Raw genomic sequence first — 16,032 nt, 5'->3', positions numbered from 1 at the left:
AACGAAATAAATAGTTCTTATAAACAAAGGACACTTCCTTGATTATAGAAGTGTCCTTATGTATCTATTATTAAAGTAGCCTATTTAATTAGAAACATTATTTAAAAATAGTTGAAACGACTTGATCGTATGTCATACTGCTGTCCACTTCATAAATACCAGGACGTAATTTTTTTTGCAATCCTTTACCCTCGATATCTTTCGAGAAGGCATATGCATCCGGGACAATATTTGCTTTTTGTAGTGCGCGCCCGATATCGATGCTTGTCATCCCATTTGAAACATTCAACACTACTTTGGAGACGGGTTTGTTAGGGTCAGGTGCTGCTCCTTTTTGTGCGGCTGCTTTTGCATCGTTTATAGTCTTATCATATTCATCCTTCGTTTGGACGACATAGCCAACTGATGAAAGCTTGTTTTTCATATCAGTCTCAGATGGTTGAGCATTTGTTTGCTTTACGATTATTTTTTCTGATGTTTTCGCTGTGTTCCCTTTATCAAAAATGTAAACAGCGCTGCAAATAGTTGTCGTAATAAGGATCCCTGCTGCAAAGCTGCTCAATAAGTTAATTCTCATTTGCAACTTTTCTCCTTTCATTCTTTAATGCTTGAAAAGGAGCAAGCAGCTCTTCAATTTCACTCACTGGTACTTGTTTTTTCTCAGCAATACTTGCCATGGAATAATCTCGTTTATACAAGTCTAGAACTTCACGCATGAATAGTTTTTCTTGAGGAGAAAGTTGACTTCCTGCTTCCTTCATGACAACTTCTATGTCAAGTTCTATATTGCGAATGGTTTCTTGGATATCATTTATTTCTTTCATCAAAGATACGTGAACCAGATCGATTCCTTTTTGTTCTTCTTTTGACGCATTACGATTTTTCTTTATCGAAACGATTAGCAACAAAGCAGAAATTCCAAACAAGCACGCTAATGTCCATTCCATTAAAATCATTTCCTCCTTCTTCAACTTTAAGATTGATAAAATCCTATAATACCAAGTTCCTATTATACATCGTAAATGTAAATTTTTCGATTTGATTTTTGAAAATACGACAAAAGTCGGAGGGATTTGACAAAATCAAACAAGACCGTGGTTGATTTTAAACAAAACATAAAGAGGATGTCCCAAAAGTATTACTTTTAGGGCCCCCCTTTTTATTAATAGTCTGTTAAACTTTGTCTGTTGATTTCCGTTCTAGTGGCGGTCCTTGGAGCCTCCTCGGCGCTACCTGCGCCTGTGGGGTCTCCCCTGCCCCGTACTCCCGCAGGACTTGAAACATCATCTTTGAATCAACACCGCACGAAGGAAATGCGATAGCATTTTCGAGGATCGAGCGCCTTCCGCTCCAATCAACATTGCGGAAAAATTATTATGAACTTTGTACATATAGTGGTGCCTGTCACCTTTTGGGACATCCTCCATTTTCACTATAATTCAAACTCCCATTCCTCTTTCAGTAGTAAATATAGCACGAGGAGGGTATTTTCTAAATCTTGTTCATTACTTCCTTCCACTTCCATCCCGATTTTAGGAAGCAAAATTTCTGCGATTTGTTTTGTAAGCTGATTTCTTTCTACTAATGGTAAATCATGAAATCTACTTACATATGTACTAATCAGCTTCCAATCTTTTGAGGTATATGATTTTAATGCAAATTCGTCAACTGTTAGACTAGCTTGGGAGAGTCCACGGCGCTGAATTTCTTTTTCAATAGGAGACCGCTTCTTTTTCGGCTTTGCTTTTCGCTCATGAACGACGATCGTTCCTGCAACTACATCGCCCAGCCTTTTATGCTTGGAATGAAGTAAAATCATCACGATGCCAAGGAAATAACTGGTTGGCAAGGCATCAATGATACGCAGCAGATTGCGAATGAAGCTTGATAGCAAAGTGATGCTGTGACCATTTTCCTGAATCACACGGATTCCCACAATTTTCTTTCCAATCGTCCTTCCTCCAGAAAAAAACTCGCAGGCAAAAAAGTAACACCATTTAAGGATAAACAGGACAATAACGATAATCGCAAGAGGAACAAGATTCTCATCCTGAAAAAACGGAAAAGATGACATCCCCTTCATCACAAAAAGACTTCCAAAGAATAACAGAATACTTGCGAAGCCTAAGATAACCTGATCGTAGATAAAGGCTGCAGCTCTGCTCCCTAAACCTGCTAGCTGAAACTGAAGCGATACGTATTCAGGTGTTTTAATATCCATTTGGTCTTTGTTCACTAGGTTTTCCCCCATTTCATTGTTGTAATTATCTTTAGGTGTTTCTATTTTTCTACATCATTACTATAATAAGGAATAGAAAATAATACTGTTTAAACAAGGAGGTGTCAAAATGGATTCTTTACAATTTATTAAAAAGCATCGTGAAGACTGGAAACAGCTTGAACAAATGGTTACGTCGTTAAATAAGAGCAAAAAGGTGATTACTGGGTCCAATATTACACAATTCTATCGACTCTATCAAAAGGCAGCTCAGAATCTCTCATATTGCCAAACCTACTTCCCAAATGACGAAGTAACCGGATACTTAAACGGACTTGTTTCAAAATCACATAATCTTTTTTATAAAGATCAAATTTCTAGTGGAAAACAAATTCGCTATTTTTTTAGCACCAAATTTATTGGCTTACTACTAGAACAATGGAAATTTGTCTTGGTTGCCATGGTCCTGTTTATCATCGGTGCAATCGGAAGTTTCCTATCAGTCATGAACGACCCATTACATATTTATTCTATTCTACCACCGGAGGTCGCCCAAGGTGTTTCACCCGAACATCTAGGAAAAAACGGCGCCGCCGTCGATTCCTCCCTTATGTCCGCTAGCATTATGACGAACAATATTCAAGTGGCAATCTTAGCCTTTGCCGGTGGTGTTACATTTGGGATTTTAACCGTCTATATACTAGTCTCGAATGGAATTTTGATGGGAGCACTCGCTGCACTGTTTTGGCAACATGGAAAATCCTATGATTTTTGGGCATATATCGTTCCACATGGGATGATAGAGCTTACAGCCATTTTTATTGCCGGCGGTGCCGGATTATTAATGGGCTATAAGCTCTTTGTACCGGGACACTATTCAAGAGGATTCCAATTAAAGGAGCAGGCCAAACGCTCCGTACAGCTCCTGCTCGGGACGGTTCCTTTGTTTGTCATCGCTGGTATAATAGAGGGCTTTATCACTCCTGCTGCTATCCCACTTGAAGCAAAGTACATCGTCGCACTCCTAACAGTGTTGGGCTTAATTCTCTATGTGATCATCGGAAAGCTAAAACTATCTAAAAGTGAAACTAGAGGAGATTTTGATTCATAATGTCAATATAATGAGAAACAGCTGCAATCGCTAATTTTTCCTCTCGGGCCTCCACCATTTGGAGGCCCTGTTTTTCCCATTTGATTTTTTCCCGCTTTTTAATTAGCATTTGCTGCTGAGCAATACTTTTCATCATTACGGTTTGAACATCCTTTGGCTCTTCTTTTATTCTATTAATAAGTGTCTGATCCTCAATCCCCATCATAAAGAACAAATGCCTCTGCCTTAATCGTTTTAAATACAACAATGCGCTTTCCTCATGAAGGAATGTACGAACATCACTAAATAATAAGAGCAAGCTGCGCTTCTTTTGAACGATTTCTAAATATTGAAAGACAGCTGCATAATTAGACTCAGCTGCATCCACCTTTACATCAAAAATCGCTTGGAGGATGGTCTGCAAATGCGCCATTCCCTTCGCAGGGGGCACAAATACTTTAATTTCCTTTGAAAAAGCTAGGACAGAAACATAGTCACCTTTTTTTAGAGCAGCCGCCGCGACAGTCAAAGCTGCCTCTAACACTTTTTCTAAGCGGTTCCCTTTTTTCAATTCAGCCCCCATCATTCTGCCACAATCAAGTAAGATGGTGATATACTTCCCGTGCTCTGGTTCATATTCATTTGTCATCACTTCTTGCAGTTTAGCAGTTTGGCGCCAATTGATTTTCCGCGGGTCATCCCCTACAACGTAGCTTCTGATTTTGGAAAACTCGCCTACACCGCTTCTCTGCTTACGAATCTTTAAACCTTCGTATATTAAAAATTGCTGGGCATTGGCTAAATACTGCTTCGTTTCGGTTAAATCAGGAATGACTTTCACGGTATCCACTATATCCACTGTTGTTTGCTTTTCCCATAAGCCAATGAAACTTCGATACCGGCAAAAAAGCTTTGTGACTTCATATTTTCCTCTTACCGATGCGGTCGTTTCATAGGTTACTTCGGTTACAGCTTCCTTTGCCGCCATTCCCACGATAGGAAATGGCTGAACGAACGATTGCGGCAGGTTATCTACCATCCGATACGAAAAAGAATGCTGAGAATGATTGTTTACTTCAAGCTGGATGGTATACGGAAGACCTCTCTCCATCTCTTCTGGTAATATACGGTTAAAGGAAAGCTGATTTTTTTTCGGAGAAAATAGTAAATCGATAAGACTTACTAAAAAAACCAGTCCATTAATCGTCAATATGAATCCCCATGAGATTCCTCGTACAGCTCCTACTAATAATGTAAGAGAAAGGAGACCGAAGACGAGCATGATTCTTTTTGTTGGAATAATCCCTCTATCGCGGAACAGGAACCGACCCCACAAGCTCTTCAATGATTTGGTCAACGGCTGCTCCCTCCAATTCTATATGCGGGGATAACTGAATACGGTGTCTTAGTGCCGGCTTAGCTGTCATTTTGATATCATCCGGGGTAACATAATTCCGTCCGGCTAAATATGCCCATGCTTGTGCGGCTTTCCCAATGGAAATCCCTGCCCTGGTACTCGCTCCAAAACGTATGGCTTCCGATTCTCTTGTCTTCCTGACAATTTGTAAAAGATATTCTAAAATATTCTCACCAACTGTGACCTGCTCAATCTCTTTTCTAATTTTGATAAAAGTATTCAAATCTAGGACCTGAGAAACAGGTGTTTCGTTAAAGCTGTTTTCAATCACATTTTTTAACACATTTTTTTCTTCCTCAAAGGAAGGAAAATCTATATGTAGTTTAAATAAGAAACGATCCTGCTGTGCTTCAGGTAGCGGATAGGTGCCTTCAAATTCGATTGGGTTTTGGGTTGCGACTACAAAAAATACCTCAGGTAAGGAATAGGTTTCACCTTGTATGGTTACTTGCCTTTCTTCCATGGCTTCTAGAAGAGCTGCCTGGGTCTTAGCCGGTGTCCGATTAATTTCATCGGCTAAGAGAATATTGGTGAAAATAGGTCCTTTTAATGTTTGAAAGCTACTCTCTTTCATGTTGTAAATCATACTTCCTGTTATATCACTTGGAAGTAGGTCCGGGGTAAATTGAATGCGATGAAAGCTTCCATCTAGAAGTCCAGCGATCGTTCGCACCATTTGCGTTTTACCAGTACCAGGAACCCCCTCTAGGAGGACATGACCTCCTGCTAATATAGCAGATAATAACAATCTAAGATTAAGACTCTGACCTAAAATCCGTTCTTCATATTTTTCTAAAAAGGATGATAATTCTACTCTCACCCTTCCTCCACCTCTTTCCGTAATAGCTCAAGCTTTCTCGACCATTGCAAGAATTCTTGTTTGCTCATTTTTTCTTTTTCAACCATTGTTGCCACCCCATTTAGGAATGGACCAATATCACTTTTTGGAACCCCAAGCCACTTTCGTTCCAAGAATGGAGAAAGATCCTTCCATTCCTTGCTGAAAGGAATCTTCCACCGCTCCTGAAGGAGAAGCTTGACATAATCAGCTTGGATTAAGAAAGAATCATGATAGCGTCGTCCTTTGAGATACCAGGCAGTTAATGCTCGTATCCCTTCATCGCTAAACCGAACCGTTTCTTCCCTTGGAACAAAAATAGGACCAAAACGCTTTCCTTTGTACCAAAGCCAAAGAATGGTGAGGAATACGATTTGCAGCAGGATGAGTAAAAACCATTTAGGATATACATTTAACATCGTTGAGGTATTCTGCCCGGCATGAATATATTCATCAAATAAAACGGTGTGTGTATTACTTTCATTCAGTAGATGAAGAATGAGTGCCAAATGGTCCTCACTTAAGATTTGACCATTTGTGATCCACTCGGGAGCAATGGCGACAATCAGTTGACCATGACCAAATGTTTGTTTTAATGCAACGGTGCCATTATTATCATAAAGGAGACGTTCCTCATTCTTGTTAGAAAGTAATCGGATCGAGGAATTGATTTCAGCCCGATAAGCCTTTTTATTTTGATCATATACTTTTAAGGCTTTATTTACTGGAGCATTTGAATCTAATGGACTAACCTGTAAATCAAACATCCCTTTCGGATTGTTCTTTAATAATAGAATCGTATTTCCGGCTTCCATGAAGCGCTTATATTCTCCCATTTCTACCTGATCTGGAACAACAGAAGGCTCGACCATTATGAGTAATTTCTTTTCTGGACCAGTTGGAAGCATTTTTGGTGAATAAGACCAGCTTTTAACTTCCATTTCCTTTTGTAAATATGTATAAAATGCTTTCACGCCGCTAGGGGAAGGAGAGTCAGAAACATAATTTGGATATACCTTTGGCTTTTGTGAATTGCCAAAAATACTGATGATGATAAAGAAAAGGAGTAGAACAACAAGCCAAAACCAAGTTTGTCTTTTTGATTGCACCTTCTTCTACCCCCTTTCCCCCAGCTTTTTAGCCTCATTCCCAAGCCAGTTCATGACCTCGCTTTGAAACTCAATGTATTCTTCTCTTCGAACCTGACGCCCTCCATATGTCACTTCATCAAAAAATGTAGCGAGCTGATAAAATTGCTGAGCGTCTTGTTGGTTTACTTTCCTTAGTTCGTCATAGTAATCCCAATTTGTTTTCCAAATTCTTGCCACAAGCCATTCCTGTTCATGAAAATAAAGGAGCAATGCTAAAAATAGATGGCGGGTTGAAAGCGAGTACTCTCCTAAAGCTTCCTGTTTCCCTGCTTCCTCTAAATGCCTTTGGAACGACCAATTCATTTCTTTCATCGATTGAAGCGGCTTTCGGTTGCTTAGCATGCGTTTCCGTCTTTGATGGCGTATGATAAAAAAGATGGCAACCCCTAAAAGAATTAACACCGCTATAATCACTGCGATCAAAATCGGGCCGGATGCTTTACTTGCTGAATGGATAGACGGAAATAATTTTTGTAGCAGATGGGCAATCCATTCCTTTGCTTTTTCCCACCACACCTCGAGCAAACTCTTAGAATCTTGGTAATAAATTCGGTATTCCTTCTGATTCAGAATATCCTTAAGTTCATTTCTTGCCTTGTTTGCATCTAGCATGTTAATCACCCGACTTTAGAGTGTTGTAATATCATAGTCATCAATCATTTCTTTTAAATCATCGGCATCATGTCTCGTTTTTAAATCAAGATATATCACACCATACCCAACATAGAAAAATAGAGATGTTAAAAGGGTTACGATGTTTACAATAATCGATAACAATACACTATTTCCTAATACGAGAGCAAATGTCGATTGTACTGCAGAATCAATACATATAGTAATCAAATAAAACACAAGGTAAAGACCAATTGAGATCCATGTCCGTTTTCTTGACAGCCTCCAGCTTCTTGTAAAACCAGGTGATTGATGATCCAACACTACTGAACCAAAATAAAAGCTCCAGCGGGTCATCAAGCAAGCCATTCCAACGATGCAGCCTAAACCTAAAAGGATTGCTAACACTATGCCGAGAATAAGATTTTTAGACGAAACGATGCCACCCGTAAACGCAACGAGGATAATAGATGCAACGAATAAACCAAAATAAATTAGATAATATAGAATATTGCTCCAAAGAATGGGAAAAAAGCGTAAAAAGGCTTGTTTAATCATTAAACCAATCGTATATTCTTCATTTTTTTGAACCCTTTGGATGACAAGAAGTACAGCTGCCTTCGCAACTGGAAAAAAAAGTGCACCAATAAATCCGACAATTATAGTTCCTACTAGGGTTTTAAGCTCAGTAGCTAAACTATTAGGATCAATGGTTTGCGTTTCTTTAAAACTCGAAAGAATTTGTTCAAACCACCCATTTCCACTTCCCACTGCTCTAAAGAAGCTCGTACCTGATAATAGCTGGATGATAGCTTCAATCAAGTAAACCGGCCCCATAAAAATGAGTAAAATCAAGAAAAAGTCCTTAAAGCGATCTTTACTTAACGAAAAGGTATGATCGAGTATTTCTCCAAAACTCTTTGGTTTAGTGAACTTTGTATCCAATATCTAAATCCCCCTAAAAATATATTTTACTAGACATATTTTAACATCATTCAACTATCGGCAGTGTAATAAGTTGTAAAAAAACGAAAAAAATGGGCTATAATCACGAGCAGAACAAAGACAATTTAAAAAAACTCTTCCCGAATCAACGGAAAGAGCTATAGTAATTAATTTTATTACGTAAAAAAGTTTATACCCATCCTCTGAAACTAGAGGCCTCTGCTACTTTTCTTATTCCAACCATATAGGCTGCTAAGCGCATATCCACTTTGTATCTATTTGCAGTTTGATAAATATTTTCAAATGAACTTTTCATAATTTTTACGAGCTTTTCATCAACTTCTTCTTCTGACCAATAATAACCTTGATTATTTTGGACCCATTCAAAATAAGATACCGTTACCCCACCAGAGCTAGCAAGAATGTCCGGAACAAGGAGAACACCGCGTTCTGTTAAAATCTTTGTTGCTTCTAGTGTTGTCGGTCCATTTGCTGCTTCTACTACTATGGATGCCTTAATTTGAGCGGCATTATGTGCAGTGATTTGGTTAGAAATGGCTGCCGGAACAAGAATATCACATTCTAATTCTAGTAATTCTGTGTTTGAAATTGTATTAGTAAATTGCTGCGAGAATGTACCAAAGCTATCTCTTCGATCTAGTAAATAGTTTATATCAAGTCCATTTGGATCGTGTACAGCACCATAGACATCAGAAACAGCCACTACTTTTGCACCGGCATCATGTAAGAATTTTGCTAGATAACTTCCGGCATTTCCGAAGCCTTGAATGACTACGCGGGCACCTTGAAGTTCTTTCCCTTTTTTCTTTAACGCTTCTTCAATACATATCGTTACTCCACGAGCAGTAGCCGTTTCACGGCCTTCAGATCCACCTAGAACGATTGGTTTACCTGTAATAAATCCTGGTGAGTCGAATTCCCTTAGGCGACTGTACTCATCCATCATCCATGCCATAATTTGTGAATTTGTATATACATCCGGAGCTGGAATATCCTTTGTAGGTCCAACGATTTGGCTAATAGCACGAACATAGCCACGGCTTAATCTTTCAATCTCTCTTAAGGACATTTTCTTAGGATCGCAGATAATACCGCCTTTACCGCCTCCATAAGGAAGATTGGTAATTCCGCATTTTAAGCTCATCCAAATGGACAATGCTTTTACTTCTTCTTCATTTACTTCCGGATGGAAACGAACGCCGCCTTTTGTTGGGCCAACTGCATCATTATGCTGTGAGCGGTAGCCAGTAAAAACTTTAACTGTACCGTCGTCCATTTTCACCGGTATGCGGACTGTTAACAATCTTAACGGTTCTTTTAGTAAATCATACATTTCATTGTTATAGCCTAATTTTGCTAAAGCTTTTTGGATGACTGTTTGCGTAGAATAGAATAAATTTAATGATTCTTGTTCGTCTTGTTGTTCCTTTTTCATTTCATTTTGCACTGTCGTAGCAGACATCTCTGACACCTCGTCGTTATAGTAGAAATATAGTTTATTTTGCAGCTAATACTTTTTTAATTTTTTCAACTGCCCAATCGATCTCTTCTTTAGAAATGATGAGTGGTGGAGCAAAACGAATCACCGTATCATGGGTTTCTTTACATAATAGCCCTTCATCCTTTAATTGCTCACAATATGGTCTTGCTTCTTCTGTAAGCTCAACACCAATAAACAAACCTTTTCCTCTTACTTCCTTAATAATGGGACATGGGATTGATTTTATCTGCTCAAGGAAGTAATTGCCAAGGTCAAGTGAGCGTTCCACTAGGTTTTCATCCACAAGTACGTCTAATGCTGCAATCGAAACAGCACAGGCAAGTGGATTGCCCCCAAATGTAGAGCCATGGGAACCAGGATTAAATACCCCTAACACATCAGAATTAGCCACAACACAGGAAATTGGGAATACCCCGCCGCCAAGAGCCTTACCTAAAATGAGCATATCAGGAATAACTTCTTCCCATTCACATGCAAACATTTTTCCAGTTCGCCCTAAGCCAGCTTGAATTTCATCAGCAATGAACAATACGTTGTTTTCCTTACATAATTCTGCTGCCGCCTTTAAAAATCCTTGTGGTGGAACAATAATTCCCGCTTCACCTTGAATAGGCTCAATTAAAAACGCAGCGGTATTTGGGGTAATAGCTGCTTTTAAAGCATCTATATCTCCATATGGGATTAATTTAATACCTGGTAGCATAGGACCAAAACCGCGCTTATATTCTGGATCAGATGATAAAGAGACGGCACCCATGGTACGTCCGTGGAAATTGCCATTACAAGCAATGATTTCTGCTTGATTTTCAGCAATGCCTTTTACATCATAGCCCCACCGGCGGGCAGCCTTAAGAGCTGTTTCAACAGCTTCTGCACCAGTATTCATTGGCAGAACCATATTTTTCTTCGTTAATTTACTTACTTTTTCATACCAAGGCCCAAGCTGATCGCTATGGAAGGCCCTTGATGTTAAGGTTACCTTATCTGCTTGATCTTTTAATGCCTGGATGATTTTTGGATGACGATGCCCTTGGTTTACGGCTGAATAAGCACTAAGCATATCCATGTAACGATCTCCCTCAGGGCTTTCAACCCAAACTCCCTCAGCCTTTGATATAACGATTGGCAGCGGATAATAGTTATTCGCACCAAATTTTTGTGTTTTTACAATAATTTCTTCAGATTTCGTATGAGTTGCAGTCACTTCCATTTCCCCCTTTTATCCCCATTCGCATAATAATAAAGCGCTTCCACAGCAGATTATGCATGCGTGCTTTTCAATTTTAATATAATTCATGACATTTTTAAAGGATTTCTCACTTCTAGAGTCCCTTCAACTATTAAATTTTTATTAAATTTGAATAGATAGTAGTTTCGTGCTAAGACATCAGCACATATTTAGATTATTATAGAAAATACAACATTAAAAAATGAGGACGAGATTATGTTTAAGAAAATGCTGAGATCATATGATTATTCATTAATTATTGCCGTCATTTTACTATCTCTTTTTGGATTAGTTATGGTTTATAGTGCTAGTGAGGCAATGGCAGTACAAAGGTACGGAGTTTCAAGTGACTTCTTTTATCAAAAACAAAAGTTCTTTATGATCATAGCATTTTTTGTTTTTGTTTTGACCGCTTTATTTCCTTATAAGGCGCTGAAGAACAATAAAGTTCTAATGGTTTTGGTTGCAGGTTCTATATCCGTTTTAATGGTTCTAGATCTCTTTGGTCATGTGGCTGGCGGGGCAAAAAGCTGGATTAAATTAGGCCCGATTAGTATTGAACCTTCAGAATTTGTAAAGCTATGTGTCATTATTTATTTATCAGCTGTTTATGCAAAAAAGCAAACCTACATAAATGAATTTAATAAAGGGGTTGTCCCTCCTTTAATCTATTTAGCACTCGTTTGTTTTCTGATTGCCAGCCAACCGGACTTTGGAACAGTTGAGCTGATTTTAGCCTTTTCAACTGCGATCATCGTATCATCAGGGATTAGTTTTAAGAATTTGTTTAAACTTGCAGGAATAGCATTATTGGTCTTAATACCAATGGTGATTATTTTCCACAATAAAATATTTACTGCAAAGCGAATGGATCGTTTTTCAGTCATGAACGACCCGTTTTCCGCCTCACAAACCTCTGGTTATCACCTGGTGAATTCATACTTAGCGATCGGCTCCGGAGGGATAAATGGCTTAGGATTGGGAAAAAGTATTGAAAAACTGGGCTATTTACCTGAACCACATACTGATTTTATTATAGCTGTAATTGCTGAAGAATTAGGGATATGGGGTGTTGGTTTTGTCATTCTTTCATTAGCCTTCATCGTCTTAAAAGGGTTTCGTATTGCAACACGATGCAAGGACCCGTTTGGCAGTTTACTTGCTACCGGAATTTCCAGTATGATTGGAATTCAAGCGTTTGTTAACCTTGCTGGTGTCTCCGGACTTTTACCGTTAGCCGGTGTTCCACTACCATTCGTCAGTTATGGCGGATCTTCACTGATTCAATTAGCGATTGCGGTAGGTATTTTAGTCAATGTATCCATGTTTATGAATTACGAGAAGAAATATAAAAACAACACACAACAAAATGAGAAAATAAAGAGTCATAAGAAAAATGTCTTTTATTTAAGAAATTAGGAGGATGTCCTGAAGACATCCTCCTTTTTTTGAGTTAAAAGATATTGTCCTAATATGGAGCTAGCATCAGACCTCTTTCAATTAACACAGGAAATTCTTCATCTAAATGTTTAATTTTTTCCAATTGCTCTTTCAGCAAGGTTTTTTCTTCCGGTAATAAATTGTGCTTTTCTAAGAGTTCGATGACTTCGATTCTCAGTAGCCAATCATGAGGAAAGTCATTTGTTAGAATTTCAATGACCCCTGAAAGTTCATCTTTTTGGCTGACAATATTGGATTTTTCACGGATGTTTCTTACTTTGCCATACAATTGTTCAAGCAGTGTAAGCTTTCTGCTGAAGAATGGTTTTGTCTCCACTGCCTCTAAGTCAGCATAATACTGCTCAGAATCGGCAGAGCCTGCAAAAACAGAGCTGATTCTTTCGCCAATTGCCAAATCATAACTTCCCCAATTTGGATCAAATAACAGCTCATCATGTAAAGTAACGGTACAACTCGTAAAGGAAATGAGTAATAGTTTCCTATTTTTGCGTACAAATTGAGTAGGTACTCCGTGAACCTTGACCCCACTTGCAAAATTCAACGTGCAAGCTTTTCCATGCTCTATTCCAATTCTATTAAGCTCTTCATCTGAAAAATCCTCAAGGGACGTTTCAATATTTAATAGCTTCCCGATTGGCGCACCGAAGCCATCCCGATGGGTTGTTTTACCATGACCATGTAATTCTGTGTTTTCATAGGCTAATGCCGTTGGACTAATCATTTTTATATAAATCGCTTCACCATTCTCGTCTTTGATGATGGTTCCTAACGTTCCGGTTACTTGAAGCCCTGAGCTGTATTGAATGGTGGCGGTATGATTAGAGCGAAGTGCTTTTTCTAAGCTTTCTGTTCCCCCCACCTTAAACGCCATTATTTCCGAAAATTCATTTACGGCATCTATTAATTGTTCGAAATTCTCGCATACAAATAACTGTGGTTGTGGTTTGGTAATGTCAAATCCGGTTTCTATCACTTGCCTTAGTTGAAATGGCAGTTTAGTAACTGAAGGTAACAAACAACTGCGTCCTTCCGCTACCGAAGAAAGGAGGCCAGCCCCATAGATTTGCGGTTTGTCTATGGTACCGATTAGACCGTATTCAACCGTCCACCAATAAAGGCGGGAAATTTGCTCTGCTTCGGACAGTTCCCTAACAGCTGCTTGTTTTTCATCGCAAGCTGCTTTAGCATCCTCGATATCTTCTTTAGTAGCATGGCCACTTTCTAATAGATTGGAATAAGTGCGGACTGCCTCAAATAGTTCATGCTCTTCACTCGTTGCAAGTGCCTTGGATCCTATCTCTCCAAATAGCTTCACATATTCCGAGAATTTCTCTTCACAAAGGATTGGAGCATGACCAGCAGCCTCATGAATAATATCCGGTGCTGGAGTGTATTGAATGTTTTCTAGTTTGCGAATGTCAGAAGCAATTGGTAATATCCCGTTGGCTTGAAAATCGAAAAAAACAACTCCTGGGATAAAACCATCGATATTTGCCGCACCCCATCCGAACGGTTCTAATGACTCGTTCATTTCAGTCACATTTGGGATTTTTTCTACAGAAATCGCGGATGATTTAAGACCACCCACATAGGCTGAATGGGCCGTTTCTTTTAGATTATGGTGATTCTGTCTCATTACATAGCGCCACACCGCTTGGTCAATCGGTGAATATTTTTCATATTGCTGATCCACAACATATTTTTGTAAATGCCTTGGAATCTTCTTCGCTTTCTCCATTCGTTTAGAACACTCCCTTTACATTGGATCTATTTTTTTATTTGTAAGAATAGTTCATCATACTGTTTAGCTAAGTCAAAGTCTAACGCTGTTAGACCCTTTGCATGCCATGAAGTTAATTTTAGCGTAACTAGTTTATAGTCGATGGCTATAAATGGGTGATGATTAACCTCCTCAGATAGATTGGCAACACTTTGAACAAACTCAATGCCGTTAAGAAATGCTGAAAATCGATACTTTCTCTCAATCCATTTTTCATCAGTTAACTTCCAGTTTGGGGTTGTTGTTAACTTCTCCTGAATTTCCGCCTCGGTCAATTTTTCCAAAACTGTCACTCCTATCTGTTTTTAAAGCGCTTTCATTTTATCATTAAACTGAATTATCAAACAACATTTTTGTGCTTCATACTAATTTTTACTTAATGAAATTGAAGAAATGCTCGATTAAAAGAAAAAAACACTATTTCTATTCGAAATAATGCTTTGAATAAAAAGGTTGTCACTATCCAATTTGTTCCTCGGTCGTATCTGTATTTAATAACATTCGCTTATTTGGTATTTGCGTGAGATTCGCTTTTTTTAATAAATAAAATAAATGGTCAATCGGCATAGAGCCACGTCCCTTGTTTTCATCGAGTAAAAACTGGACCGTAATTCCATTATTACTAATGACCGTCATCGTTTCAGCAGAATTAAAGTTCCATTGGACACCTTGAGAAATTTGATACTTGGCTCCTTCTTCAATTAGCATTCGTAAGCTCCTTTAAAGATTTTATCTTTACTATTATTCCCCCATCCATTTTATAAATACATAATTATTCCAATTTTATTATTAAGGAAGCATCATTGAGTGTAATCTAAGTCAACCACTTTTATTGGGACATTCACCCATTCTTAAACGATTCATATCTTATAGCTGAGAGGAGTGCATGGAAAAATGAGCCTATATTCAAATGAATCTATCCGCCAAATTCCCCTTGAATCATGGAAAAAGGATGCGCTTGATAAATTTGAAGAGAAAATGACAAATCAATACAGACCTTTTCCTTGTATACCTGCCACCATAGGACATCAGCTTAATCGCTTTAGATACGCGTTTATATCCAAACTGGACAGCAAATCCTCAGTCGTGGAACTTGCCGAAATACTGAAGGAATATGCAGAAAGTTATCGAAAAATAGGTGCCTATACTTCTCTCATCATTTTTTATGAACCTACTCAAGAACAATATAGTTTAGAACAATATGAACAGATTTTTTGGACTCAATTGAATCAGGTTTGTGAAATGGATGTTGTGAAGTGGCCAAGCCATATTCCAACAAATCCGCATGATCCATTGTGGGAATTTTGTTTCCATGGAGAGCAATTGTTTGTGTATTGTGCGACTCCATCCCATGAAAATAGATTGAGCCGTTACTTCCCCTATTTTCTCATTGCAGTCACACCAAGGTCGGTATTAGAAAATTTTTATTCATCTACATCACAATCATTAAAAATAAAATCAAAAATCCGAGAGCGTTTGGTAGAATATGATACCATTTCCATTCACCCGGATCTAAATTCCTATGGTCAAAACGATAATTTTGAATGGAAACAATATTTTCTTCATGATGATGATACGACTCTTTCAAAGTGTCCATTTCATAAATATCTAAAAGACAACCGTGAGGAATAAGAAAAGCGAAAGGCGCCCGTTTAGCGCCGTATGGACTGGAGCGCTTCGACTGATATAAAGGAAACACGGAGAGCGGAGCGATCCGATGTTGACTTATCGTAGGGAGAAGAGCGAAGTACACTAGGCGCTGGGCGCCTG

16 protein-coding genes are annotated in these 16,032 nt (G+C 38.5%); 3 read left to right on the top strand and 13 right to left on the bottom strand.

All coding sequences use genetic code 11. The features are described 5' to 3' along the window. Positions 1-97: 97 nt before the first annotated feature. The 3 genes from BN1082_RS15435 to BN1082_RS15425 form a co-directional block, all read right to left on the bottom strand. Complete coding sequence (locus BN1082_RS15435; RefSeq protein WP_176699821.1) at positions 98-577, bottom strand: MltG/YceG/YrrL family protein; 480 nt, start codon at positions 575-577, stop codon at positions 98-100. Then, positions 567-947: a hypothetical protein gene (locus BN1082_RS15430; protein ID WP_090635478.1), complete on the bottom strand. Its 381-nt coding sequence runs from the start codon at positions 945-947 to the stop codon at positions 567-569. The genes BN1082_RS15435 and BN1082_RS15430 overlap by 11 nt, the downstream gene beginning before the upstream one ends. A gap of 485 nt (positions 948-1,432) precedes the next feature. Then, positions 1,433-2,236 carry an RDD family protein gene (locus BN1082_RS15425; protein WP_090635477.1) on the bottom strand — a complete coding sequence of 268 codons (804 nt, stop codon included), beginning with the start codon at positions 2,234-2,236 and terminating at the stop codon, positions 1,433-1,435. 112 nt (positions 2,237-2,348) lie between these two features. Here BN1082_RS15425 and BN1082_RS15420 point away from each other — a divergent pair, with 112 nt between their 5' ends. Then, positions 2,349-3,329 (top strand): stage II sporulation protein M, encoded by a 981-nt coding sequence (locus BN1082_RS15420; RefSeq protein ID WP_090635476.1) that lies wholly within the window; start codon positions 2,349-2,351, stop codon positions 3,327-3,329. On the opposite strand, the gene BN1082_RS15415 is transcribed toward BN1082_RS15420, so the two are convergent. From BN1082_RS15415 to BN1082_RS15385, 7 genes are all read right to left on the bottom strand, one after another. Then, positions 3,307-4,665 (bottom strand): DUF58 domain-containing protein, encoded by a 1,359-nt coding sequence (locus tag BN1082_RS15415; protein ID WP_245640447.1) that lies wholly within the window; start codon positions 4,663-4,665, stop codon positions 3,307-3,309. The two genes, BN1082_RS15420 and BN1082_RS15415, sit on opposite strands and share 23 nt — an antisense overlap. Then, positions 4,616-5,545 (bottom strand): AAA family ATPase, encoded by a 930-nt coding sequence (locus BN1082_RS15410; RefSeq protein ID WP_090635475.1) that lies wholly within the window; start codon positions 5,543-5,545, stop codon positions 4,616-4,618. The genes BN1082_RS15415 and BN1082_RS15410 overlap by 50 nt, the downstream gene beginning before the upstream one ends. Next, entirely contained in the window at positions 5,542-6,672 is a 1,131-nt protein-coding gene (locus BN1082_RS15405) for a DUF4350 domain-containing protein (protein ID WP_090635474.1), read from the bottom strand. Before BN1082_RS15405 ends, BN1082_RS15410 begins: the two co-directional genes overlap by 4 nt. 6 nt (positions 6,673-6,678) lie before the next feature. After that, positions 6,679-7,326, bottom strand: a complete 648-nt coding sequence (locus tag BN1082_RS15400; RefSeq protein WP_090635473.1) for a DUF4129 domain-containing protein — start codon at positions 7,324-7,326, stop codon at positions 6,679-6,681. Positions 7,327-7,341: 15 nt separating this feature from the next. Continuing rightward, positions 7,342-8,271 (bottom strand): hypothetical protein, encoded by a 930-nt coding sequence (locus BN1082_RS15395; protein ID WP_090635472.1) that lies wholly within the window; start codon positions 8,269-8,271, stop codon positions 7,342-7,344. Positions 8,272-8,461: 190 nt separating this feature from the next. Continuing rightward, complete coding sequence (locus BN1082_RS15390; RefSeq protein WP_090635471.1) at positions 8,462-9,754, bottom strand: Glu/Leu/Phe/Val family dehydrogenase; 1,293 nt, start codon at positions 9,752-9,754, stop codon at positions 8,462-8,464. 34 nt (positions 9,755-9,788) lie between these two features. Continuing rightward, the gene (locus tag BN1082_RS15385; RefSeq protein ID WP_176699820.1) at positions 9,789-10,997 is read right to left on the bottom strand and encodes an ornithine--oxo-acid transaminase; all 1,209 of its coding nucleotides are present in this window, start codon (positions 10,995-10,997) and stop codon (positions 9,789-9,791) included. A 240-nt stretch (positions 10,998-11,237) separates the two neighbouring features. Between BN1082_RS15385 and BN1082_RS15380 the strand changes: the two genes are divergently transcribed. Next, positions 11,238-12,440 carry an FtsW/RodA/SpoVE family cell cycle protein gene (locus BN1082_RS15380; RefSeq protein WP_090635469.1) on the top strand — a complete coding sequence of 401 codons (1,203 nt, stop codon included), beginning with the start codon at positions 11,238-11,240 and terminating at the stop codon, positions 12,438-12,440. A 49-nt stretch (positions 12,441-12,489) separates the two neighbouring features. On the opposite strand, the gene BN1082_RS15375 is transcribed toward BN1082_RS15380, so the two are convergent. From BN1082_RS15375 to BN1082_RS15365, 3 genes are all read right to left on the bottom strand, one after another. After that, positions 12,490-14,220: an aromatic amino acid hydroxylase gene (locus BN1082_RS15375; protein ID WP_090635468.1), complete on the bottom strand. Its 1,731-nt coding sequence runs from the start codon at positions 14,218-14,220 to the stop codon at positions 12,490-12,492. A 29-nt stretch (positions 14,221-14,249) separates the two neighbouring features. Then, complete coding sequence (locus BN1082_RS15370) at positions 14,250-14,546, bottom strand: 4a-hydroxytetrahydrobiopterin dehydratase (protein ID WP_090635467.1); 297 nt, start codon at positions 14,544-14,546, stop codon at positions 14,250-14,252. Positions 14,547-14,721: 175 nt separating this feature from the next. Continuing rightward, positions 14,722-14,970 carry a hypothetical protein gene (locus tag BN1082_RS15365; protein ID WP_090635466.1) on the bottom strand — a complete coding sequence of 83 codons (249 nt, stop codon included), beginning with the start codon at positions 14,968-14,970 and terminating at the stop codon, positions 14,722-14,724. Between the two features lie 186 nt (positions 14,971-15,156). Between BN1082_RS15365 and BN1082_RS15360 the strand changes: the two genes are divergently transcribed. Then, complete coding sequence (locus tag BN1082_RS15360) at positions 15,157-15,894, top strand: YqcI/YcgG family protein (protein WP_090635465.1); 738 nt, start codon at positions 15,157-15,159, stop codon at positions 15,892-15,894. The last annotated feature ends 138 nt before the right edge of the window (positions 15,895-16,032 follow it).

Source organism: Neobacillus massiliamazoniensis, from assembly GCF_001048695.1.
Classification (GTDB): Bacteria; Bacillota; Bacilli; order Bacillales; family Cytobacillaceae; genus Neobacillus; species Neobacillus massiliamazoniensis.
The sequence above is the reverse complement of the archived record's forward strand: the minus strand, read 5'-3'. Positions and strand labels throughout refer to the sequence as shown.